The organism is Enterobacter sp. 03-F-07-AD-ECC, assembly GCF_047530935.1.
GTDB classification, from domain to species: Bacteria; Pseudomonadota; Gammaproteobacteria; order Enterobacterales; family Enterobacteriaceae; genus Enterobacter; species Enterobacter cloacae.
Window position 1 is genome coordinate 1 of sequence record NZ_JBLKBZ010000003.1, and the last position, 24,071, is coordinate 24,071.

Sequence of the window (24,071 nt, forward strand, 5' to 3'; positions counted from 1 at the left end):
CAATCATTCGGACTCCAACGACTAGTCTAAAAACTAGTATTAAGACTATCACTAACTTAAGTGATACCAACTGTCTGGAGATTCAGGGGGCCAGTCTATCCTGCGTTTCCATGTACTGCCACACTTCACCAAAGTTTTCAGCGGCAGTGGGGTCCGGTAAATCACGATTCGGGCCACACGCGGACAGTTCTGCCCACATGTGGTGCCATTCGGGACTGTCCGGTCTGACAAGACAGATCGCGTTAACGGTATGGTTGAGCATAGAAAAATCCTTTGTTTGTGGACGAGAGGATTTCTCTCCGCAGGGAGAAAATCCCCTGCGGGTCAGGTATCAGTGGTCAGAAATCAGCGTCGTGGCTTTCCATCGTCAGAAAGGCCTCTTCATCTTTAATGGCAACCTGATAAAAAAAATCCCAGGCTGCTTTATCGATGCTTTCTGCCAGACGACAGAGGCTGTCATAGAATGTTACCCATGAGTCAGGTATGAGTTTCCGGACAGACAACTCAGCCAGGTCACGGGCAACAGCAGCCATATCCCAGACGTAAAACTGAAAACCGTCTTCATCTGTCCCGGTATTAAGGTCAAGGCGGCGTAGCGCTGCGATACTCAGCAGCTCGCCTTCCGCTTTTGCCAGCGTAATTTTGTGAGCGATCTGCTCGCTGGCATGATGAGATGAGTAATAAGCGGACAACGTGCGTGATTCATACATGATCGGATTCCTTTTGAGGGGAAACCGATCCCAGAGGGAAAGTTTCCCAATGGGGTAGTGGCACGACCAACAGCGTCAGACGTGAGGATTAAATGTAAGGTAAGGATGCGTAGGGCATAGCGTGAAATAGACCTTAACCTGGTTATCAGGCCCCTGTTTGCAAAGGTTAAACAGGATTAAACCACCCGAAGGCGCCACTCTCAGGTTGCTGTGGCATTGGCATGTGATCACCCGAAGGCGCCTGTCTCAAATCACTCAGGCATTGGCAGTTGTCAGAGACAACGTTAGCAAATTAAGCGTACACAATTCCAGCACCTCAGGCAAGTGTCAACGCAAAGATCTTCCCACATTGTGTCATGTTTAAATTGACCAGAAAACAGGATCATTTTTTTACATATCATGAGCGTTTTCTTTTTCTCTCAGAGATTTCCTGAAACTTTCAGACAGTGCGCCATAGATGAAATAAAGACAGGCATCAGTACGGGTGAATTTGTCGCCGTAATGCGCATGAGCCTCCTGTGAACAGGCCACCTCGTAATGTCCCCTGTCGATAATACGTGAAATCCTTTCCTTCCATCCCAAAAACACACGACCAATAAACAAATCCTCACCAGAAACAAAAATGCTTTTACTCATTACCCTTTACCTTATTATAAACACGAGCCACGTAATGCCCCCTGCCATCGCCATGTCCCAAATCCATTGAAGCCAGAGCCTGTGCCTCTTCTTTAGTGAAACCTTTTTTCATATGATAATTCATGACATCAACAGAGTAGGCATAACGTAAACTATGAGGCGCATATTTTCCTGTTAATCCGGATTCACGGACAACATTGCGATAACGTTCAATAGCTGTATGTAATGATGGCTTATCAATCAACTTTCCATTATTTTCATTCAAGTGTTTAAGGGACGCATTGATTGCAGCCAGAGTTGAGTCACGATCTAATACCGTTGTATCTCTTGGACGTCCTCCTTTTGTCCCGAATACAACACGTATTTTTTCGTCACCATTGAGTAAAGCTTTTTGCCAGGTACGCAATGATTTAGCAGACTGTACTGTTTCTTCTGTTCTTAAACCGAGTAATCTGGATAGTCTCATTGCACATGCAACGCCATCATCCTTTTGCTCTACACTCGTCAATACCTGCCGAAAATAAGCATCGGGAATAGCCACCTTAGTTCCATCCCGGCTCGTTTCCGAAATACCCAGAGCCTGATTGCTCAGTTTTTCGTGAGAAGGATTTGCCATGAATGTTTTACCCGCAACCCGTAACAAAGCCCGGATAGCTGCCATTTCGTTCTGAAGTGTGCGTCTGGAAATATCTTCGGAAAGACGGCTCTTCATATACAACTCGATATGCCCCGTCCTGATGTTCTTAATATCTCTAATCTGGACGTTAAGTTTTAATAAACGTTCAGCAAACCTGTCCGCAATTTTCATACGGTCGGAAACAGTTTTAAAACTTCCGCCAGCCTGTCTGGCAAGCGTTTTTAAATTCTTATTCAGTTTTGCCATAGTCAACCCTCCATTAAACAGGTGTCAGTGCTTTTCCGTCTGCGTGAACGGAAAAGCACTGACACCGGCTGCGCCACAGCTACAGACGATGAATTTCACCCCGACGGCACGGTTTATGGTTGCGCTTCCTGCGTCTCGACAGATATCTGTGCATCGGGGCGGCGAAATGTTGAGTTATTGCGAAGCTCCCCAGGTCTCTGACCTGTTCGCGGTTTGCACCGGGCTGAAATTAATCAGTCTGCTTCCACACACCAGAATGTTGACTGGTGTCGCCATCGATATCGTGTCGATTTTCTCCTTTCAGAATGAAGTCCTTACCCGTTTTTACGGTAAAGGCGTTTGGTTGATAAATGAACAAACAGTGAATGGAGTACGTTTTTAAGGCTCTTAAAACCTTTAAGTACGTGTTGGTCAGTTGGTAAAAAAGTTGTCGAAATGGCAGTGCGTCAGCTCTGCCAGTTTTGCGCTGCGCGCGTCACTTGGTACTCGTTTCACTCGTGCACAAGTGACGCCGCGCTCCTCTGCTCTCAATGCAACCGTGGAAGATGCCCAAATGTGCCAAATGGTCATACCCACGCCGCAAAGTTCGCAACGGCCTGCAGCGTCATAAAGAGTGAAAACGATAAGAAAATTGCACCCAGACAGCGGCTGCAAGACGTATCTGAAAACAGATACAGAAGTGAAAGGGACCTTAATCGCCAGATTCAAACTGTATGCGATCTTCGTTTTCAAAGGGTAAACGAAGTTACCGCCCGAAGGCGCCACCTCTCAGGTTACGGTGGCATTGGCATGGCGATCACCCGAAGGCGCCTCTCTCAGATCACCGAGGCATTGGCGTGTTGCATACAACGCAACGGTACAACGAGTAAGATATTAGATCGGAGAGCGATCCTTTAACAAGTTTTTATCTGTGATTGATTTAAACTGGTTGCTATTATGAGCTATGGAAGAGTAAATATAAAAACAATAATTCTAAATGGTAGTTGTATAACACACTGATAACTGTGTTGCGATTTGATAGAATGATTTTTTATTATGATGATATTGCATTGCTACATAAGCGCCTAAATACGAGTGTAACTCCCTTCCCCTTCTGGTCAACGGAACGAAATAACTAACGACAACATCCATGATTTATTGTCTGAGATATGTTAGATACTCTGCGTTCGCCCACATACCCGGTCGGTAGTTCTGAACGGAATTCGGTGATCACCTGCTCAAGTTCAGCACCGACGCTATCAACATTTTGCCCCTTGATCACATCCCCCTGGATAGTTACAGATGCTTCCCGGTTACGGCGTTGTATTTCCGGGCTCTTTAAATCCCATGAAAATGATGCCACCTGCGATAACGGGATTTTCGTACCCGATTCAGTGGTAATTAGTGTCCCTTCTAGACCGGAAAGATTATTCCTGTCATCTTCGTTACCCTGTAAAATGACTTCAGTACGGTGATTTTTCTCTCTCAACTCTGTGACAGAAAGACCGGAGTAAAACATGTTCAGCATGTTAGCAATACGCTCCGAGGTCAGTCCCGCCATCCCTGCTGCAGCCTGGTTTATCTGAATATTGACCGTACGCTGCGGATCACCAGCCGTCATATTCAGCCCTGTCACTCGCGAGTCCTTTGCCAGCAGGCCGGAAAGTTGCCGGGCATAAATTCGCGTCTGATTAAAATCCGGACCGGTGACCCTGTATTTAAGCGGCCAGCCTATCGGGGGACCTAGTTCCAGCGGTGAGACACGGGTAACGATATCGCTGAACTGCTCATTCATAATTCTGGTCAGCCTGGCCTGCAGCTTCTCCCTGGCCTCAAGGTCTTTTGCCACGACAACAAGCTGGGAAATATTCTCAGCATCAGAAAGAATATCCATTGGCAGATAGAAACGAACCGCGCCAGTACCAATATAAGAGGAATATCCACTGACCCCTTCGTCTTTATCCAGAATATTTTCAAGACGTCGGGTCTCCTGTTCCGTAACATATTGCGTTGTATTTTGCGGCAATGTCAGACTCACAAGCAGCTCCGGGCGATCCGATGCCGGGAAAAACTCACTTTTGAGCCATTGGCTGCTAAACACTGAAACGCCGAAAAGCAGTACGGATGAAATGATAACCGCAGGACGATGGCGGAACGAAAATGCGAGCAGGCTGTGATACATGCCTGCCAGTCGTCCGGTTTTGGTTTCATCGTGCTGCTGCAGCTTTGCCCCTTTCAGCAGCCATACACCACTGATTGGTGAAAAAAGCACGGCAACAACCCACGAGCTGAGCAGAGAAATAAAGATAACGGCAAATAATGAATAGCAGTATTCACCCGCCATTGATTTGGCGAACCCCACAGGGATGAATCCGGCAATCATAACCAGTGTCCCGGTTAACATCGGAAACGCGGTTTTCACAAAGGCACTTGATGCCGCCTTTCGCAGAGGCTCCCCTTTCTCAAGGTGCGATACCATTGACTCGATAGTGATCATCGCGTCATCCACGAGCAATCCCAGCGCAATAATTAACGCGCCCAGCGAGATTCGTTGCAGCCCAATACCTGCCAAATCCATCCCGGTAAAGGTCAAAGCCAGAACAATTGGAATGGCCACGGCAACGACCAGACCTGCGCGCAGCCCTAAAGAAACAAATGAGACCGCTATCACGATGATAATGGCCTCCATCAGCACATGCAGAAACCCATCCACGGCTTCGTCAACAATAGCTGGCTGGTTGGCGACTTTCGTTATGGTAATGCCATGCGGAAGTCTGGCCTTAATCTGCTCAAGCTTTTGATCAAGAGCCTCGCCAAACTGCAGCATGTTTCCACCCGATAGCATAGCTATACCGATGCCAAGCGCCGGATGTCCATTAACATGGAAAACCGGCTGAGGTGTTTCTGAGGCTTTTCTGGTCACGGTGACAATATCAGCCAGGGAAAGAATACGCTCCCCGGAACGCAGGCTGATACGCTTGAGAGCATCTTCAGTAAGTTTTGCACCGCTGACAAGAAGACTCATCCGGTCATCACGCGTTCGCAGCTCGCCTGAAGGCGTAACGGCATTGCTGCTCTTCAGTACAGCCATAATTTCATCAGGAGAAATGCCCAGTGTGGCCAGTTGGCGTGCTGAGAAGCTAAGAATAACCTGTTGCTGCTGTACGCCAAGCTGCACAGTGCGTCCAATATCTTTCACAGAACGGAGATCGCGCTGAACCTGATCTGCAATGTTTCGCAACTCATCACTGGAAAAACCGTCCCCGGTAATGCCGTAAATGGTGCCGTAGGTGGCATCATATTCATCATTCACCACCGGCTCGTTAACCCCTGCAGGAAGCGTGGCGGCGAGATCCCGAATTTTTTTGCGTAGCTCCTGCCATGACGGTTTCACTTCCGACGGAGGTGTGGCATCCAGCAAATTGACAGTGACTTTTGTATGACCATTTCGGGTCTGACTGTCAACACTGTCAAACCACCGAAGCTCCTGAACTGTCTTCTCAATTGGATCGGCAACGAGGTTCACCATGTCCGCCGGCGTTGCACCGGGCCAGTCGGCACTGATAACAGCTGTTTTTATCGTAAACGCAGGATCCTCATCCCGCGACAGTGCGGTAAACGAAAGGCAGCCCGCCGCCATGATGATCAGCAGGAAAAAACTGACCATCTGCTGATGGGCCAGTGCCCAGGATGAAAGGTTATGTTTATCCAGATTCATTTCATTGCCTCAGCGCTGACATCCACCTTTTCGCCGTCCTGTAGCGTATTAACACCGGCAGTAACCACTTTTTCGCCTGCTTTGAGGCCAGAGGATACATAGGCCTTATCGTCAGAGAAACGAACAATATTTATCGGACGGATGACGAGCTTCCCGAGTTTCGGATCAACGATAAATACAGCGGGCTGGTTACCTGCCCGGGTCAGTGCAGAGGCAGGTAGAGGAATAACGGTATCGTCATACGCACTCAGTTCGACTGATACAGCAGATCCAAACACAGGTTCGTTTTCCGCTGCAGAGAGCGTTGCACGGACCAGACTCGTACGTGTGCTGCTATCAAGCTGGGGTGTGATATACCTTATTTGCCCTTTGATCCGTGAGACCCCGTCGTTGACGGATACCGGGTCTCCGGCATGTAATTTTGAAGCCAGCCCGGACGAAACACTGAACTGTACCTCAGCCTTCGAAGAGGAAACTTTTAGGATATCCTGGCCCGCAGCGATGGTTTGTCCGGAATAAGGGAGATACGACGTGACCACACCATCAAAAGGCGCTCTCAGCGTACTGAAATCCGATTCGTTGAGCGCTGCATCTTTTTGAGCCTGAGCCCGGGCTTTACGTGCGTTCAATGCTGCAACAGAGGACACCGCCTCCTCAAGCTGTGCTCTGGATGCCGTTCCTATAGCGAACAGTTTTTTTGTCCTCTCAAGTTCCTGACGTCCTTTTTGTTCCGCTGCTACGGCTTCCTGATATTCAGCCACCGCCGCCGCTTTCTCGCCCTGGCTCATGGAGCCACTCAGCAGAGCAACGGGCTGGTTTTTTGTCACTTTCGCGCCGACATCTACCAGTTTTCTGGCCAGTTTTCCGTCAATACGAAACTGGAGAGTAACCTCTTCTGAGGGCTCAATGGTGCCAGTCCAGGTTAATGGAGGGACATGTTGCGCCTCCTGAACGACCCAGGTTTTAACCGGCCGCAAAGAAGCAGGTGCAACCTGACTATCATCACAGCCCGTTAGGAGCAGTAACATGCTAAATGCACATACGCCCAGACCTGAAACTGAAGTGAGCGGCTTCTGAATGATGTGTTTTTTGTGATATTGCATCGTGTAAATCCCGGTTTATTCCAGATCGTTATCTAACCGCACAAAGAACAAGGAACGCTTCAGGAATTATCAAGATACAGTCAATGGATATAAAAAAGTCATTCTTTCCTGGCATATTGCATCAACCTTGAATTGCCCTTGACCGTTTATTGATAAAGGTCTGGATAATCTGTCTGAGGGACGGATATGGCCGTCGGCTATGGCAATTAACATGACTTCGGGGAAGAGTAATGATACCGGAAACTACAAGATTTACATCCTTAACCATCACATTGTTTTCGGCATTATTGCTTTCAGGCTGTGGCCTGATGCCGGATTATCACAGGCCGGAAACAGCGATCCCGTTGAAGTGGAATCAACAGGAAGTTTCTCTTCAGGGAACAAACGTTGCCCGTTCTTCTGCGCCTTATTTCAATGACGAAAAACTGCAACAACTGATCAAACTGACCATCGCAGGCAATAAAGATTTGCAGGTGTCTGCTCTGAATCTTAAAAAGGTCGGGGAACAATATGGTGCAGACCGTTTGTCCACGCTTCCTAATATTGGTATGACTGTCGAGAAAACAGCTGCACATGAGCCCGCAGGAATTTATGACACAGTCGATACAGGAGCTGTTACGTATCATCAGTTCGATGCGAAACTGGTTTCAGCGTCATGGGAAATTGATTTCTGGGGGCGACTGCGCAGCCTGAAAGAAGCATCTCTGAATGAATATCTTGCCGCCGGTGCAACATCCCGGGCGCTGCGAATCAATTTAATAGAACAAACAGTGAGCGCATATTTCAATTATCTGTCCAGCCGTGAGGCTGCAGAAATATCCACTCAGCTTCTGAAGAATAAGCTGACAGAAAAAGAAATGGTGCATCAGGCATACCTGGAGGGGGCACTGACACAGAATGATGTTATTGAAGCCGATAAAGAAGCTGAACGCGCACAAACAGAACTGATGACATTTAAATTGCAGGCACAGCAGAATTACAATGCATTACAGCTTTTAGTCGGTCAGCCGCTGCCCGCTTCATTATTCAAGAACGTCGCACTCAGCCAGAACTGGCGTTTCCCCCTTCTTCAAAGCGGACTTCCTTCGGATGTACTGCTAAGACGCCCGGATGTTGTTTCAGCAGAATATGCTCTGAAAGCAGCTAATGCCCGAATCGGCGCCGCGCGTGCCGCATTCTTCCCGTCGGTTTCAATAACCGCGGCGGGTGGCTCAACCTCAGCAGAGCTGAGCAACCTCCTGTCCGCCGGAACGGCAAGCTGGAGTTTTGTCCCCTCGCTTAACCTGCCGATATTCGATGGCGGGAAAAATGCCGCAAATCTGAGCATCGCTGAACTGAATAAACAGGTCGAAATTGTCAATTACCAGAAGGCGATACAGCAGGCTTTCAGGGATGTATCCGATGCACTTGCAGGACAGGCGGCTATGAAAGCCCGGTATGGCAATAGTGAGGCGATTTACACGGCTGCAATGACACAATACCAGATGTCCGTAATGACGCAGACGGCAGGCCAGTTGAGTACAGAAGGTCTGGTACATAAGAACAATGAACTTCTTGAAGCACGTAAACAGTTACTGGAATCACGTCTGAAATACCTTATCCAGGGCGTAAAACTGTATTCTGTTCTGGGCGGCGATAGCGCTATCTGATTATTTTTTGGGACACAGGATTATGAGTCTTAAACATACCATTATGGGGTGGGTTCCCTGTAATTATGATGTTTACGCTGCAGCATATTATAAATTTGGCGGTAGCGTGAATATGCACCCCGACATGGTCATGTTTTTTATGAACCAGGGCCGAATGAAGTTTCAATTCTGGCATTATTGTCAAAATGGGATAACTACGGCAGCTTATTTCACCGTTGATAATAAGAATATTGGTTTAAATGTCTGGCGCGAATACCCGGTCTCCTTCGACGAAATTATGCTTCCTGTTGCGGCTGAGCAAAAAATCTGGCTACCTGAAAAGACAAACCGGCTGTCATCTGATAACCGGGCAAACATAATTAACTCTGCTTTTATCTACCGAACGAAAAGGCAGGTGTGTCGCGTTAAAGACTCCTTTTCGGTTAAAACAACCAAAAAGAGAAATAGCGAACTCAGAAAGTTTTTATCTCAGGGAGGCGAAAGCTATCGACTTGCTGACATATCAGCAGGAGAGATTGCGCAACTTTATGTGCATCTGTTTAAACTGCGTTTTGCAGACAGAGTCAGATGCTATGACCGACAGAAAATTTTTGAACTGCTGTCCTCTGTTCGCCATATGATTTTTGGCAATGTTATGTTTTTTGCAGGCGTACCTTGTGCCATCGATCTGGTTCTTGCAGCATCGAGTGAAAATATGATCTATTTTGATGTGCCGAATGGGGGGTTGGACCCACAGTTTTCACAGTACAGCCCTGGAAGCCTGCTCATGTGGTCAAATATCTCTGACGCCCGCAGAATATGCGCCATACAGAATAAAAAGATGGCTTTTTCAATAGGGATGTTCGAAAAAAACTGGGAATACAAACTGAGATGGTCAGAGGCCACTAAAACAGGAAAAGTGCTGTGCTATTAGCTATCCGGCATCGCCCAAAATAAACGTATCGATGCAGTCTATTTTTTATTCCGGTTTGAGTGACTTGTGTCCAGGAGGATAGCCACAAAAAGTTGAATGACAAAAATTATAATCGCGATAATGATAATCCAGACACAGCTATCATCAAATTTATCGCATGCTGACAAGAAACTCTCAATAAAACCTGACAACATGGTAAACCTCCGTTTACCATGCATTTAATCAGACGATAATCAAGGAACTGTACACGCATTGTTAAGAATGCTTCAATGGCTGAAAAATTTAATGCCTGGGGAGGGTTATGCAGAAAGATAATCCTTTTTCTTTGTTTTTTTCAGCGCTTAGTCTTCCGCCATGAGCTTCACAGATTGCCCGCGCAATTGATAAACCCAGTCCTGATCCCCCGCTATGACGCGAGCGGGATACATCTTCACGCACAAAAGGAGTGAAGATACTGTCAAGGAAGTTATCAGCAACTGCCGGGCCGCTATCTTTGAACACTACAACAACAGCTTCAGAGGAAGAACGATAGCTTATATCAAGGACCCCACCGTCAGCTGCATAGCGTAGCGCATTATCCATCAGTATCAGGAACACCTGGCCTATACGGTACGGATCAGCCATGCAAGTGATTGTTTGTTTCTGATGGTGGATAATATCCACCCCAACTTTTTTAGCGGAAGGCGTTATCCACGCGATTTTTTCCCGTACAATATCACTGAGGTTTACTGGCATAACATCCAGGTTAAGCTGACCGGCATCGGCCAGTTTAAGAAGATGCAGATCTTCGACGAGCCTGTTCAGCTCGTTAAGCTGACGCATCACCATCTTCAACTGGTCTTCGTCTGGCTCAAATATTCCGTCAATCATACCCTGCAGGCGACCTGTAGCAGCGGTTAGTGGGGAACGAAGCTCATGTGCCAGCGTTACATGGGCCTTTTTTAAATCCTTTTCATAACGTTCAAGCTTCACTGACATATCATTGAAGTTTTCACTAAGACGTTGCAATTCAAGCGGCAGGATATCCGGAACGGGCACTTTAAAGCCGAACCCACCTTCAGAAACTGATCGGGCTGCGCGATCGAGTCTGCCGATATGACGCGAAATAGGGCGCGCGGCCTTAAGGGTAATCAGGACGATCACCGGTATGAAGAACAGTATCAGGGCTCCTAGTACTAGCCAGTCCATTACACCCATTGAGGGGTCGGAATAAGAAAGGCCATACCAGGTATCAATAATCTCGTGATAACGATTTATATTCAGGCGCGGATTTTTTATCAGTACGGCAAGTTCAGCCCGTACATCTTCCGGCATGCGGTATTCATGCCATTTGTTCTGCACATAAAAGCGTAACCACATCAAAAAAGCGATCAGAATGATACAGCCAACAGCAAGGGATATCAGACGGCCGCAAATCCAGGACCATAAGGTTCCTGGCTCCTTTTTTTGTCTGTTTTGATCCATCTTCATATGTTTGAAAACCTGTAGCCAATGCCTCTGATGTTAACGAGGAGATCTGTCTGACCAGCGGACTCAAGCTTTTTGCGTAAGTTATAAATATGCGTGTCCACAACACGTTCGAGTGCATAACTGTCAGGCAGGCAAGCTTCCAGTAATGCCTGCCGGGTAAACGCCTTATTGGGCGATTTAAGGAAAGTCACAAGTAGTGAGAATTCCGTTGGAGTCAGATCTAATAATGTAGATGCACCCTGTTCATCTTCAACCGTTGCCTGCATCGACTCCATATCCGCTTTAAGTCCTCTGAACTGAATAATATTGGTGACTCGCTCACTCGAATATCTTCTGAGAACAGCGCGTACACGGGCAACGACCTCGCCCGGGTTGTAGGGTTTTACGACATAGTCATCCGCACCAAAACGCAGCGCACTGATTTTGTCGCTACCATCGCTCACGGCGGTGATCATGATCACCGGTACATCACTCCTGCGGCGTACAGCCAGCAGAACGTCCGTTCCGCTCATTGCTGGTAGCATGACGTCCAGCAAAACGAGGTCGGGTTTCCAGCTAAAGACCAGTTCCAGACCATGTTGACCATTACTGGCTACCGCCGTTACAAACTGATCGTGTTTAAGGTATGCCTCAAGCACATTCGCAGCATCGAGGTCGTCTTCAATAATTAAGACACGTTTCATATTCGCACCTTGACTGAATCTTGATTAAATCTTGCGGGTTTTTTGATTATCTGCATGCATACTATGTTTCCTTTTTATATAAGCATAATTCATTTCGGGAGTTTTATGAAGGAAATAAAATTTGCCATCGCGACATTAGTTACCTTGTCATTTTCATCGCAGGCAGCATCTGAAAATGCCACACCATCCCTAACGATTGGACTGGGTGCACAGTATGCTCCGGAATATACGGGGGCTGATAAATATAACACGAACGTATTGCCCTATATTGAATGGAGTAACGACACCTGGTTTCTGAACTCCGAAAAAGGGGCGGGTTATACCCGGCAATTTGATAATGGTATTTATATTGGTCAGGCTTTAGGATATTCTGTCGGGAGAACTGATAAAGGTAACTCCTGGATTCAGGAGGGGTCGAAAAAACTGAAAGGCATGGGAAAAATCAAGCCAGCAATAACGAGTACGACTACTGTTGGATGGTGGATAACCCCCTGGGTCGGTTTTGAAGGGAATATTATTGCACCACTGACAGACAGTCAAGGTATGCAGTATAACGTTAAAGTCAATCTCGTTCTCTTTAATAATGATACAGATACGCTGACAGTTAGCTCGGAAGGTAAATACGGTGATGCACGATTTAATGACACCTAGTTTGGTGTTAATGAAAGACAAAGTACAAATTCAGGTTACAGAAAATACAATGCCGGAAGCGGAATGAGCAGTATTGATTATACTATTAACTGGCAGCATGCATTCACTGACTCCTGGTCAGGATATGCTGATTTTCGTTACACCACTCTACCGAACCGTGTAAACAGAAGCCCGATTGTTAAAAAGGATGATTACATCACTTTTACTATTGGCGCATTATATAATTTTTAAACGCTGGCATCAGTTATCTGACGGCATTATGCCGCCAGATAATTTAAAGCACCCACAACCGGCCAAGCTTTGCGTCCCATTCTGGAGGATTAAACTTTAGTTGACCGCTTTCTGGTGTCAGTGTAATTTCACTAAAAAATATAGCGTCGTCAGATGCCATAAAATCCAGACGGCAATAGTCAAAATCAATAGCTATCTTACTGGCTAAGCTAAGCATTTTATTGAAGGATGCTGGCCTGTCGATTGGATTCGGTGTGTTGGCATACCCCAGAGTAAATGGCTCCAACTCCCATTCAGTGTTATAGATGTTTACATGCTCGTTGCCATTGCCCGACGTGAAGTCGACCTCAATAAAGTGTGGTCTGCCATGGAAACAATGTATTCTGAACATTTCTGGTGTGGTATCCCGCGATTTACCACGAAACAATTCTACTTTTTCTTCAATTAAGATACGCGGCTTAATGTTTTTGTACTGCCATTCACGGTTGGTGTAATACGGATTTCTTTTGAGATGCTGTTTAAAATGGCGGATGACATTTTCCAGATCAAGATTATATTTATTATTGCATATAATTGCGCTTCCACTGTCATGATTGCACTTCATAACGAAACTCAATGGAAGTCTGCTAAATTCAATTTCTTCTGGCTTTTCGAAAACGCCCAACAAAGGAACAAGATACTCAGGACCAATGGCAAGTTCAACATAATCTCGTACGGAAATTTTATCTGCAACTAGCGTAAAGAAATCACTTCGCTGATTAACCATTCTGTAATTAATTTTTTCGTTCAGCGTTTTCGGTGATGTCAAGGAGACTTCTTTACCAAAAATTTTTTTAAATTTTTTCCTGCGATACTCCTCATCGCTAACAAACAGTGTTCTGAAAACCTTGAACTGATACTCAATCATTTTAAATTTACTTAAAAACATGATAAATCCCCAGGATAAATGACAGAGTCAATTTAACCTGCACTTGTCAATTCTCAGTCAAGGAAGTATTGAGAAACCGTTAAGATTGGGATGTATTTTCGTAAACATACGTAAATAATAAAAAGTGGCGATAATAAAATCACGTTCCGGTTTATTATAAGTCAGCCACAACATTTAACAAACAGGATTTCATAAGAGTTGAGCATGGACATAACCATTAAAGAAGTTCAAAAGAAAGACCATCGCAGAGCCAGGCAGTTTGCTATTTCTGGCATGCATCTCAGCTGGTACACATCAAGTAGGCTGCATCTTTTATTGTACATACAACACTACTGGAATTATGAGTTATTACATGCAACTCATCTTATGGGAGCTTATTCAGGGGACAAGTTGTCTGGTGTACTTATAGCAAAAATGAACGATCACCCAGCAATCTGTAGTTCCGTTTTGCGGAAGATTTTCGTTGCGACATTAGAGTGGATTATAAGAAAATTATACGGTCATTCCGGTGAGGAACTGGACAACCTCAATATGAAAATGTTACAGGAAAATTCACATTGCTCTCAGTTCGATGGTGAAATTACTTTTTTTGCCGTCGCCCCTGAAACGAAAGGAGCTGGAATTGGCTCCCTCCTGCTTAAAGAGCTTGAGGCCAGGGAAAAAGGAAAAAAAATTTATCTTTTCACCGATACGGGTTCCACGTTCCAGTTTTATCAGAAAAGAGGTTTTCAGGAGGCTGGCAAAAAGAGAGTGCACCTGAAAATAGGCCCACGAACCCTGGAGGTAACGTCTTACCTATTTTGTAAAAGGTTGTGATTTTCTTGAAGACAGACTCAACAACACTCTCACTAATCCTTGATTTCTGCTGCGGAGATTTATTCTAACTATTTTCTGTCATTAACAATCTGAACGATGTCTGCATAACCACAGCCTTGACGGATCTAAAGATCCTCTGTGTGCCAAGCGGACATGGCTAAGTCCGCACCGCATCTATTATTGAGGAGCGTGTCACTCAACTAAATCTGTTTGACGAGATACAGCCGCGCGCTTCGATTAGATAATTCTGGCTGATCTGTATAGTGCCGGTTTACTCCACATGTTGAGTAATCTGCTTCATCAAACTTACTGCTTCATCTGTAGGCATCTGAAACTGAACCCGGTGTCTGGCAGCGACATCAAGGGCAAACACCTTCGTGTACACCTCCGTCGAGCTTACCGACTTATGCCCCATCAGACTCTGTAGCACCTTCAGCGGAATACCGGCGTACAGCATGTGCATGGCATAGGAGTGACGGAACGTGAGAGGCGTCACCGGCACTGAGAACCTCACGCCGTCGGCCGCAGCGGCTTCAACCGCTTCATTCACCCATGTCCTTGCCGTCCGGTCGGTGATCTCCCAGATGCGTGCCTTTTCCATTCTGCCGGTACGTTTGTGTTTACGCTCCAGCGGAATTTTCAGGGTAGCCACTAACATCTGCAGCTGGCTGACGTACTGATTATCTGAGAGGGGGACCAAGCGATGTACCTGACTGTCGGCTAACGCACGCCCTGCTGCTCTGGCCGCTTTTTCCGTGCGCTGCTTGAGAGTGGCCAACTGTACAAACGGCCAAGGCGGCGTCAAAGAAAAATCGCCCCTCGTCAGCGCCAGCGCTTCGTTGATGCGCGCGCCGATGTTCCAAAGCGTCTCTAGCAGCATTTTGCGGTGCAGATCCGGGACATAATGGAGTAACGCGCTCACTTCCGGCGCCAGCAGGTATTTCGGCAGTTCGACATGCAAAAGAGCCATCTTCCGCAGCGCCAGCGCCGCCGGATAGTCGATAGCCACAGGAAGCTGCTGTGACTGGGCAACATATTCGCTTGGCAGACCAAGAAGAGACATCTTCATCAGCATTCCTTTCAACTAAGTAGATAGAACTCGTGTAACAGTTGCTCAGGAATTCAGGACCTTCCGCCCCTGAACTATGGCATGCAGATGCTTGAGAACTTTCTGGCCATCTGTTTCCATCATGAAGGGATTTAGGTTAACCAGAGTCAGTATCATTACAATCAACCCGGCAATGACCATTAGTGGCTGAATACCGGTAAGAGTAAAAACTGGTACTGACAGAATCACGGGCAATAATGGACCGGCCAGCGCCGCCGCCATAACTTTCCACCTGGGGGCATCATTCGCATAGTGGTAACTGACACCTCCGTCCGGAAAAAGCAATCCAAACTTCAGGATAAGTCTGCCCCTTTTGAACCGGAACAAGACAGGTTTCCCCACTTGAAAGCGCGTTACCCGAGTTCCCAGGCACATGGCCATAAGGGCATGTCCGGATTCATGAATAAATGCGTAAATAAAACTGAAGAGATATAAATAAACCGGCAGCATCCATCCAAGGCTATCAACGATGTAATGCAGATATTCAAAAGAGAGCAATGGAATTTCTTTAATCATAAATCCCGCCCGCCATTAAATTTGTTTAGCAGCAGCTTTTGCAATTTCATCCACCGCTTCTCTGACCGAAAAGGACAAACTCTGCTTCGGCGAGAAATGTACCCAGTAGCACAGGTGAGATGCCCAGGTCTGACCGTTCTGTCGCGGCTCATAATCCACACTGAAGGCATAGATAATCCTTCCATTAAGATCAAAGCTGGTCACTTCGCAGTAACGCAGATAAAGCTCGCGTAATTCATCAAACAATTTTCCCTCTTTCAGCGGGCCCGCTTCTTTGACTGTTTCACGCTGATCCATGAAATGCCCCACAGCTGCTTTTTTGGAAGGAAACTCCCTCCCCTTGATAATCACCTTAGTGGAACGCCCCATCCTTAACTCCTTTGTTGTTACGCTGCTTTATAGAGAAATCCCGCCATCATTGATTGGTTCAATTGCGGGTGGCTTTTGCTATTACCAGTCATTTATTAGATATATCTGTTGTGCTGCATGACCTGGGTCTATGAGTTCAGTGAGGAAGCCCCCTGGTGGGGATTCATTTTTCGTATTGTCATTCACCCGACAGGCATTTTTGCGAAAATTCCAGCTCCTGAGGTATGGGTTATAGCTGGCAGCGACTAGGTTATCCCTGGTAATGATAAGGCGATTGTACTTTCCGTTATCACGAAGCCAGAGACGGGTGTGTCCGATACATATCAGCGCCTCAAATATTTGTTGTATTTCAACCGGCATTCGTTTGCTCACTGATCTCCCCCAATACCTTTCATGAAAATAGTCCCGCCGTCAAACCTTCCCCCGCCCCGACGCCACCCTTTCTTTCCGCATTGTCGCAGTGAGTGATAATCACTAACCTGATAATAAACAGATATATAACCACTCCATTAAATTACCGAATGCCGGTTTCAAGGTGATCAGATTTTTCTGCTCTACAGCAGTTTCCGGAAGTGTATCACGGTCAGGGAATAAGGCCGGGGGCGAAGATACAGCATATAGCGTGACCGGTGCGGTATTAACTACCACATGGTGGATTAAATGGCCGCAGCGCCCCGGAGGCCGAAAAGAAGAACCGGGACCACCAGAAATCGGATCTGTGCGAGAAGAAAAAAACTACTGCTTAATCTGCAATAACCATAAATTATTATTTCTTTTTTGGCATTAATGTCTGATATGCAATAATAATCACTTTCTATTGCTTAATTCAGCACATCGGAAAAGACTGCCGGCCGCCCTCATTCGTAACCGGTTAAATGCGGTTCGGGTTCAGATCAAAGATTTATTAAGCGGCTACGGAAATAAAATGAAGCCGGAACGGGATCGCCCTAATATAAATGACATTAAGCAAAGCCTCCGGGCATTCATCAGCGACTGAATAAAGGTATCAAGGAATGTATCCCGTATTTGAGAATGGATCCTGCTGGGTCAAGGTGGATTTTCACCTGCATACCCGTGCAGATAAAGAATTTCGCTATGCCGGCGAAAGCGACAGATTTATTACCGACTATGTGAATACCCTTAAAGCGGCGGAAGTGGGGCTGGGGGTTATCACCAATCACAATAAATTTGACCCCGGTGAGTTCATTGCACTGCGTAAAGCGGCGCGCCGTGAAGGTATAGGGCTACTACCCGGCGTGGAGCTGTCCGTCAATGATGGCCAAGCCGGCGTGCACACGCTCGTGGTCTTTGCTGATGAGTGGTTTATCAATCTACAGCAGACGAATCATATTGAAAGTTTCCTGACGGCCACGTTTGCGGGCGTTGATAATTTTGAGAACGAAAATGCCCGTTCAACAGAAAATATCACACAGACCATCCAGCGCCTTGACCGGTACGAACGGGATTACTTTATTGTGTTTGCTCACGTGGAGGCCCATAACGGGTTATGGGGCGGGCTGAGCCCTGGCCGGATCGGGGAGCTTTTTAAAAATGACCTTGTCCGCCGGCGCGTGACGGGATTTCAGAAGGTGATGACCCTCGACCTGCGGGTCAAAATTCAGGGCGTGCTTGGTGAGCGCTATCCTGCTGAAGTCCAAGGATGCGATGCCAAAACGCTGGATCACATCGGTGCCAGAAAAGTCGCCAGCTATCTGAAACTGGGTGATTACAGTTTTGACGCTGTCCGCTTTGCGCTGCAGGATTTTCCGCATCGCGTCAGCGGCGAGAAACCGCCCCTGAACCACAGCCATATCCGCCAGATAGCATTCGAGGGAGCCGGTTCGCTCGGTGGAACCGTGGTGAAATTATCTCCGGAGCTGAACACCCTGATTGGGATCCGCGGCAGCGGCAAATCCTCCATACTTGAAGGGATCCGATATGCCTTGGACATTCCGTTTGGCGAGAAGGCTTCTGACCGCGATTACAAAGAAAATCTGGTCAGTAATTTACTCAAAAGCGGGGGGAAGATTACCGTTGACGCCGTGTGCCGTCACGGACGGGCCTATCAGATAACCCGCATCTTCGGCCAGGAGCCGCAGGTTATTTTTGACGGTCAGGCCCGGCACGGGGTGGCGCTTCGGGAAACGGTTCTGCACAAGCCGGTGTATTTTGGCCAGAAAGATCTGTCCAATACCGGCGCGGGATTTGAACACGACCTGATTGAAAAACTGGTCGGAGAGCGCCTGGCCGCCGTGCGGAATAAAATCCGGCAGCAGAATGATGTCGTCCTCGACAGGTTACGCGAGTATCGTCGTCTGAAAACATCAGGAGAAACACTCTCCGAATGGCAGGCGAAAGAGAAGGATGCGCAGTTCCGCCTGCGCTTTTATGCCCAGCACGGTATGGAAGAAAAACTGGCGCGTCAGACCACTTTCGGACGGGATGAGCGTTATCTCAGCAGTACCACTGCACGGGCAACCCGGGCGCTGGACAGTCTGCAGGACGGGATCAAGGAAACACTCGATGAGCTGAAACAGGAGCAGAAACATGAATCAGCGCATAACCAGGCAGACATTGATGATTACAGTGCGGGATATGATCGCTTCACGGCCCATCTCGACTCCCTGAACTCCATCGTAGACGGCGCCCGCCCGCTCCTCGCCGAACTCGATACGAAGCAGCAGGCCTTCCTGCAGAAAAAGCTGGCGCTGACGGAGGAATTTGCCGAAATAGAGCGTGGCCTGGCTGAAGAGTTGCGGCTGGCAGGCGTGGAAAAAGCCGATCCGGCTGACTTTCTGAAGCTGAAGGCCGGGCTGGAACTTGCGGAACAGAAAATTGCCGAGCTGACCCGGGCTGAAAGCAGTCAGGCGTTACTGGAGAAAAGCCTGACAGAGGCGCTGAGCCGATTGTATGAACTGTGGGTGGAAGAATATCAGGAAATTGAAGCCGTGCTGGCCGGCATCAGCCAGGCCGACTCGCCCCTGAAGATCGTGCCGTCCTTTGCAAACGGCAAAAAAGCCATGCAGGCCGTTCTGAAAGAGGCCTTTACCGGCAGCCGGCTGCGGGAAAGTACCTACCAGACCGTGGCTGACACCTTCAGAGACTTTGGTGAACTCTGGCTGAACAGGGACAAACTCCCGAGGATTATCAGCGGCTCTGCAGAGACGTTCAGCGAGTATCTGGAACAGCAGATAGAATCGCTGATTGCCTGGCAAATACCCAATACCTACTCCATTGAATTCCGGGGCAAACCCCTAGAACAGCACTCGCTGGGTCAGCGCGCATCCGCATTAATGCTGTTTGTCCTGAATCAGCAGGACAATGATGTGGTGATCATCGATCAGCCCGAAGACGACCTCGACAATCAGACGATTTATGACGACGTGATTAAAATCATCCGGGTAATGAAACCCCACACCCAGTTTATCTTTGCCACTCATAATGCCAACATTCCGGTGTTGGGAGATGCAGAAAATGTCTGTGCCTGTGAATATTCAGACGGAAAGATCCAGGCTGCCGGCGGGGGCGTGGATGCCCCTCTTGTACAACAGCACATCATTTCTGTGATGGAGGGAGGGCGGGAAGCCTTTGAGCGTCGCAGGGAAGTTTACGGCTCATGGCTCAGTAAAACCTGATGCCATCACGCTTACTGAGCATGCAGAAAAAGCCGCAAATGCGGCTTTTTCTGTTTCCAATTAACCCGAATCCTCAGAGAGGATTTTCATGCTGTTCTCGCACCGCTTCATCAGGAAATGCGCAGCCTGGACTATATGACGTCCCGTCTGCCCCTGAAGTGGCTGCAGCGGGAACAACGCCACCTACTCCGCCATGCTCGATGGCTGCAGCTGTATCTGGATTCGTGCAGGGGCGACAGTAAAGGTTTTTTTCCTGTTACTGCATGATGTGGCGATGGGGGCTGATTATGAGCTCGCTGACATTCTGGCGTCGCTGCATAACAGTAAGCGGTGCCGTGTATCACGCCTGCCGGTTAACATGAAAACCAGCCCCTAAGACGGTGCAGATGAACGCAGAAATGAATATCCGGCATCAGCCGGGTTATCCCGACACCACATGCAGCATGCGTCTGGCTTCGTCAAAGTCCCGCAGTTCCTGCGCCTGCTTCATTATCTCGGCAGTAGGAACCGGGAGTTTACCCAGGAGTTCCTCAAAGCGCTTGGCAACCGACTGGATTGACACGCTGTTGGTCCTGGCCGTTTTCAGATTGGTATAAACAAGGCGGGCAAGCGGCTTTGTCAGCGCCTTATCTTCCATGAATCGCTTGAATGTCCAGAGATAAATATCTACCAGCTCCAGGCCTGCACTTTGGGTACCGGACTGGAAAACAAGTGGCTCAGCCGGCATATTTTTCATATTCATTACGGGTAATCCAGGCCCCAGCTCCCAGGGCATCTCCCGGATCTGGTAGTAGAACTCGTTAAGTTCACGTTGTGTAGTGTTGAACTGTGACTGCTGGTCAACAATGATACAGGCCTTTCTTTCAGGAGCCCCCAGGCGGGAGCAGATACCGTGCAGCACGGACTGAAAGCCAATCATATTGGGCATGATCTGCAGCCTTTCCTTGTTAGTTTTACAGTTATAGCCCAGCCGCTCAAAATTGACTGATGCCCAGTTCAGGGCATCGGTGATCAGCTGTTTCGACCGATGGTCCAGCGCGCTGGCTGCCGTCCTGCTGACCAGTTCATTACTGACGGTACAGAAAAGCGCCGCCGCCCGCTCATCATGAGCCTCCAGCCTAGCACTCCATGCGTTTGCAGCAAGTTCATCATCAAACAGGCTGGCCAGATTCAGCAGCAGGGGGTAGCGCAGAGGGGTCCAGTATGCGGACCAGGGAACAGCTGGATTCATCCCCTGATCAAACACCTGGTCGAAGAACGAAATAATGGCGTGATCGCGCTTAACCACCTGCCAGATGTCAAACCGTATCCGGTGCTTTTTCTGGAGGACCAGCAGCGTATCCACAACATCAGAAAGACGATGCACGCCCAGTTCCGCAGCGTGCAGGCGCTCCACGCCCAGTGTTTTGCGTAATACGGCAAGATCAGCTTCAGCAACCTTATCCAGATCAGCATCTGAGGACAGCACTCCATAGGAGAGGACGGGCTGGGTTTTGTCAAAAAGGTTTCGGCCGGTCTGGCCTGTTTCATCCACATAAAAGTGCATTCAGATATCCTTTTCCGGGCAGGAGGAAGGGAAACGGCATAATCTAGGTCAATGTAAAACCTTTCTGTAGTCGGCTGCAAGTGATCCGCTTAAGCCTTAAGATCCACGCGGAGTCCGGTAACTTCAGAAAGGTCGCTGATTCGGGACGCCTTGCGGATCTTACAAAAACATGGCTTACCCCGGCAGAAACCGATCTACTCTGCAGTGATCTTGCCCACTTAGATCACAGCAAGGAACAAACGGACCAAAATACTGGCCTATTTTTTTGTGTTAAATCTGCCCGGTCGGCAGAAACTCGATTCTAGCAATGGCCGATCTGGACACTGATTTACCCTCACAGTCTATGCCTAAAGTTGCGTTTGTGTCCGGCGGGAGGTCCCGGACTGATGTATAGGCATATGCTAGGGCCGTCTCAAGTGCCCCTTTTTCATAAATAATATCCGCCTGGAACCAGATAATACAGGGATGAAGCACCCTGAGGTAATGCGGCGTCAGATCGTGGCCGTACTGCTCCTGATAGGCGTTACAGACGTCCTCTACCAGTTCCGGCAGCCGGAGATAATCATGCAGCCCATTTTTTCTGGCGTGGAAATGTAATTCACGGACCAAATGGCCGTATGGTCCCCAGTGCGTTTTATCGCCTGTTCTGAGCTGAAACATCTCGTCCGGGACGCCCCCCGGAACAACCCATTCCTGCAGGTGTTTACGGACTATGTCGTTCGGGGCATGGGTAAGCAGCATCTTCATCGCAAGCGATTCGGAATGATTCAGCGCAAGTAACCCTGCAGGAAAAGTATTATCGACGAAAGTCCTGGTGCCATGAAACCACAGCGCCCTTCTGAAGGGACCCGGTTCGCCCAGTTCCGCGCTGACATAATCTTTCAGAAACTGATTTGCATCCACTATAATACTTTGATCTGTTTCGTAGATATGCTCCAGATCGAGCGACAGCAGCACCTTTTTCAGCTTTTCAGGGGGACAGCCAAATCCGGCAGATAGTGTATGCAATGCCTGAGACCGTGAGGAGCAATCGAGAATCAACATTGTGTAAATCCCTTACAAATCCAAGACGTTAACAGCTGGGGCTCGACGGCGGGCCATATTCTCTAGCAGCTGCGCTGCGTAATATTTAAGGAAAGGCAAAAGTTCCGGGGCGCTGAAAATGGCGTAGGCATTCTCATCCTCCGGATCATCCCTGAAAGCAATCAGATCTACAAGACTCTCATCGCTTACTGATACAACCTGGACGCTGAAATGAGCCACAGAATTTCTCATTTTAAGGATCAGAGCCCGCAGGGTCATCTCGGGTCCGGGTAGTTGCGACTCCTGTAACCCCATGCTGGTTTTAAGCTGCTGCGTTAAACGGTCAGCAGGCAGGAAAGAGAGCGCCCTCTCTTTCGCAACACGATAAGACCCAGAAGGCAATTCAGGGTCAACGTGTAGTTGTACTGCTCCCTGAACGGCTTGCCCTGCACCTCAATCATTTCGTTATACTGATCGATAAATGCCAGTGTTCGCTGAACAAATTCGGTCTCAAAATCTGAATAATTTCCCATTCAAACCTCCCGCTCCGGTCCAAAAACTCACTATACCATCAGGTCAATCAGATACCTCAGGCCTGCAATTCCGATTCAGTGAGTTTTCGGATCTGAGCGCGAAAATAAAGATGGTGTATGTTGGTTTTGTATTGAATGTATTATTTGTATTGTGTACAAAATACAGTCAGGTTAAAATGTATGCATACCTTCTAAACGGAGTATTTCATGACTAACCTGCCTGCTGACACCGTCCGTCGGATCGAGGACGTCGCCGCCGCACTCATTGCCGCCGGCAACCCGAACCCGACCAACGAACAGGTCCGCCAGCACCTCGGTGGCGGCTCCCTGTCCCACATTTCCCCGGTGATGCGGGAATTTCGGGCACGCCAGCGCGCACTGGCCAGCGAACGGACGCCGGCTCTGCCGCCAGAGCTGGCGCAACTGCTCACCGGCCAGTTGGCCCTGCTGTGGCAGGCCGCAGTGAAACAGGCAGAAGCCGGGACACTGGCGGCCCGGGAACAGGCCGACACCGATATCGCCCGGGCCGACCAGGAACGCGACGAGGCGCTGGAGAAAGTGACCGCACTGGAAAGTGAACTGGCGGTGCTTCGGGAGGTGGTGACCGAACGTGACCGGTTGCTTGATGAGGTACGCGGGCTGCGCGCAGAGGCACTGCCGCTGCGCGAGCAGGTAGCCCGTCTGACCGCTACCGGCGAACACCTGGCGGCGCAGTTGCAGGACACCAAAGCGGAGTTGAAGGAAACCCGGGAGGATGGCCGTGCGCTGCAGGCCGAGCTGCTGGCCCTGGCACGCCATGACGGGAAGGCGAAGAAATGAGAGCGGGAACACAGGCCCGTGTGGAGGCCTTCCGTCGTCCGCTGGAGCTCTCCACCAAGGAACGCGCCGGTGAGCGGTGCCCTCCGACTGGCACAAGGAGCTGGGGTCATTTCCGGACTGCTGCTGTGAGCTGGCCAGCCAAGCACTGGTAA

18 protein-coding genes and 2 pseudogenes are annotated in these 24,071 nt (G+C 48.5%); 6 read left to right on the forward strand and 14 right to left on the reverse strand.

The genetic code is table 11. The features are described 5' to 3' along the window. Positions 1-338: 338 nt before the first annotated feature. The 5 genes from ACMWKA_RS05125 to ACMWKA_RS05145 form a co-directional block, all read right to left on the reverse strand. Positions 339-710, reverse strand: coding sequence for a hypothetical protein (locus tag ACMWKA_RS05125; RefSeq protein WP_152043840.1), 372 nt, complete (start codon positions 708-710; stop codon positions 339-341). Between the two features lie 390 nt (positions 711-1,100). Then, the gene (locus tag ACMWKA_RS05130; protein ID WP_152043841.1) at positions 1,101-1,346 is read right to left on the reverse strand and encodes a hypothetical protein; all 246 of its coding nucleotides are present in this window, start codon (positions 1,344-1,346) and stop codon (positions 1,101-1,103) included. Further along, entirely contained in the window at positions 1,339-2,229 is an 891-nt protein-coding gene (locus ACMWKA_RS05135; protein WP_152043842.1) for an integrase domain-containing protein, read from the reverse strand. The genes ACMWKA_RS05130 and ACMWKA_RS05135 overlap by 8 nt, the downstream gene beginning before the upstream one ends. A 1,114-nt stretch (positions 2,230-3,343) precedes the next feature. Next, positions 3,344-5,926, reverse strand: coding sequence for an efflux RND transporter permease subunit (locus ACMWKA_RS05140; RefSeq protein ID WP_301512092.1), 2,583 nt, complete (start codon positions 5,924-5,926; stop codon positions 3,344-3,346). Continuing rightward, positions 5,923-7,029, reverse strand: coding sequence for an efflux RND transporter periplasmic adaptor subunit (locus tag ACMWKA_RS05145; RefSeq protein ID WP_152043879.1), 1,107 nt, complete (start codon positions 7,027-7,029; stop codon positions 5,923-5,925). Before ACMWKA_RS05145 ends, ACMWKA_RS05140 begins: the two co-directional genes overlap by 4 nt. 230 nt (positions 7,030-7,259) lie before the next feature. Between ACMWKA_RS05145 and ACMWKA_RS05150 the strand changes: the two genes are divergently transcribed. Both ACMWKA_RS05150 and ACMWKA_RS05155 read left to right on the forward strand, forming a co-directional pair. Then, entirely contained in the window at positions 7,260-8,678 is a 1,419-nt protein-coding gene (locus ACMWKA_RS05150; protein WP_198996554.1) for an efflux transporter outer membrane subunit, read from the forward strand. Between the two features lie 22 nt (positions 8,679-8,700). Continuing rightward, a complete protein-coding gene (locus ACMWKA_RS05155; protein WP_152043877.1) occupies positions 8,701-9,591 on the forward strand; it encodes a GNAT family N-acetyltransferase in 891 nt (296 codons plus the stop codon). Between the two features lie 282 nt (positions 9,592-9,873). Here the strand turns inward: ACMWKA_RS05155 and ACMWKA_RS05160 are convergent, their stop codons facing one another. Next, positions 9,874-11,061, reverse strand: coding sequence for a sensor histidine kinase (locus tag ACMWKA_RS05160; protein WP_152043876.1), 1,188 nt, complete (start codon positions 11,059-11,061; stop codon positions 9,874-9,876). After that, positions 11,058-11,744 (reverse strand): response regulator, encoded by a 687-nt coding sequence (locus ACMWKA_RS05165; RefSeq protein ID WP_152043875.1) that lies wholly within the window; start codon positions 11,742-11,744, stop codon positions 11,058-11,060. Before ACMWKA_RS05165 ends, ACMWKA_RS05160 begins: the two co-directional genes overlap by 4 nt. Before the next feature lie 105 nt (positions 11,745-11,849). Between ACMWKA_RS05165 and ACMWKA_RS05170 the strand changes: the two are divergent. Then, positions 11,850-12,626: pseudogene (locus ACMWKA_RS05170) on the forward strand (MipA/OmpV family protein). A 43-nt stretch (positions 12,627-12,669) separates the two neighbouring features. On the opposite strand, the gene ACMWKA_RS05175 reads toward ACMWKA_RS05170, so the two are convergent. Beyond that, positions 12,670-13,554, reverse strand: coding sequence for an ATP-grasp fold amidoligase family protein (locus tag ACMWKA_RS05175; RefSeq protein WP_152043873.1), 885 nt, complete (start codon positions 13,552-13,554; stop codon positions 12,670-12,672). Between the two features lie 204 nt (positions 13,555-13,758). Here ACMWKA_RS05175 and ACMWKA_RS05180 point away from each other — a divergent pair, with 204 nt between their 5' ends. Beyond that, positions 13,759-14,370, forward strand: a complete 612-nt coding sequence (locus tag ACMWKA_RS05180) for a GNAT family N-acetyltransferase (RefSeq protein WP_152043872.1) — start codon at positions 13,759-13,761, stop codon at positions 14,368-14,370. 271 nt (positions 14,371-14,641) lie between these two features. Here the strand turns inward: ACMWKA_RS05180 and ACMWKA_RS05185 are convergent, their stop codons facing one another. Genes ACMWKA_RS05185 through ACMWKA_RS05195 form a run of 3 tightly spaced genes read right to left on the reverse strand, consistent with a single transcriptional unit; the run spans position 14,642 to position 16,363 of the window. Continuing rightward, the gene (locus tag ACMWKA_RS05185) at positions 14,642-15,433 is read right to left on the reverse strand and encodes a tyrosine-type recombinase/integrase (RefSeq protein WP_152043882.1); all 792 of its coding nucleotides are present in this window, start codon (positions 15,431-15,433) and stop codon (positions 14,642-14,644) included. A gap of 51 nt (positions 15,434-15,484) precedes the next feature. Then, entirely contained in the window at positions 15,485-15,994 is a 510-nt protein-coding gene (locus ACMWKA_RS05190; RefSeq protein WP_152043871.1) for a M50 family metallopeptidase, read from the reverse strand. Positions 15,995-16,009: 15 nt separating this feature from the next. Next, a complete protein-coding gene (locus ACMWKA_RS05195) occupies positions 16,010-16,363 on the reverse strand; it encodes a hypothetical protein (protein WP_152043870.1) in 354 nt (117 codons plus the stop codon). A 1,013-nt stretch (positions 16,364-17,376) separates the two neighbouring features. Here ACMWKA_RS05195 and ACMWKA_RS05200 point away from each other — a divergent pair. Further along, positions 17,377-19,998, forward strand: coding sequence for a TrlF family AAA-like ATPase (locus tag ACMWKA_RS05200; protein ID WP_152043869.1), 2,622 nt, complete (start codon positions 17,377-17,379; stop codon positions 19,996-19,998). Between the two features lie 421 nt (positions 19,999-20,419). Here the strand turns inward: ACMWKA_RS05200 and ACMWKA_RS05205 are convergent, their stop codons facing one another. The 3 genes and pseudogenes from ACMWKA_RS05205 to ACMWKA_RS05215 form a co-directional block, all read right to left on the reverse strand. Beyond that, the gene (locus tag ACMWKA_RS05205; RefSeq protein ID WP_152043868.1) at positions 20,420-21,544 is read right to left on the reverse strand and encodes a DUF3800 domain-containing protein; all 1,125 of its coding nucleotides are present in this window, start codon (positions 21,542-21,544) and stop codon (positions 20,420-20,422) included. Positions 21,545-21,814: 270 nt separating this feature from the next. Beyond that, positions 21,815-22,588 (reverse strand): hypothetical protein, encoded by a 774-nt coding sequence (locus ACMWKA_RS05210; RefSeq protein ID WP_152043867.1) that lies wholly within the window; start codon positions 22,586-22,588, stop codon positions 21,815-21,817. A 12-nt stretch (positions 22,589-22,600) separates the two neighbouring features. Beyond that, positions 22,601-23,100: pseudogene (locus tag ACMWKA_RS05215) on the reverse strand (HEPN family nuclease). 207 nt (positions 23,101-23,307) lie between these two features. Here ACMWKA_RS05215 and ACMWKA_RS05220 point away from each other — a divergent pair. Then, a complete protein-coding gene (locus ACMWKA_RS05220; protein WP_152043865.1) occupies positions 23,308-23,919 on the forward strand; it encodes a DNA-binding protein in 612 nt (203 codons plus the stop codon). Positions 23,920-24,071: the final 152 nt, after the last annotated feature.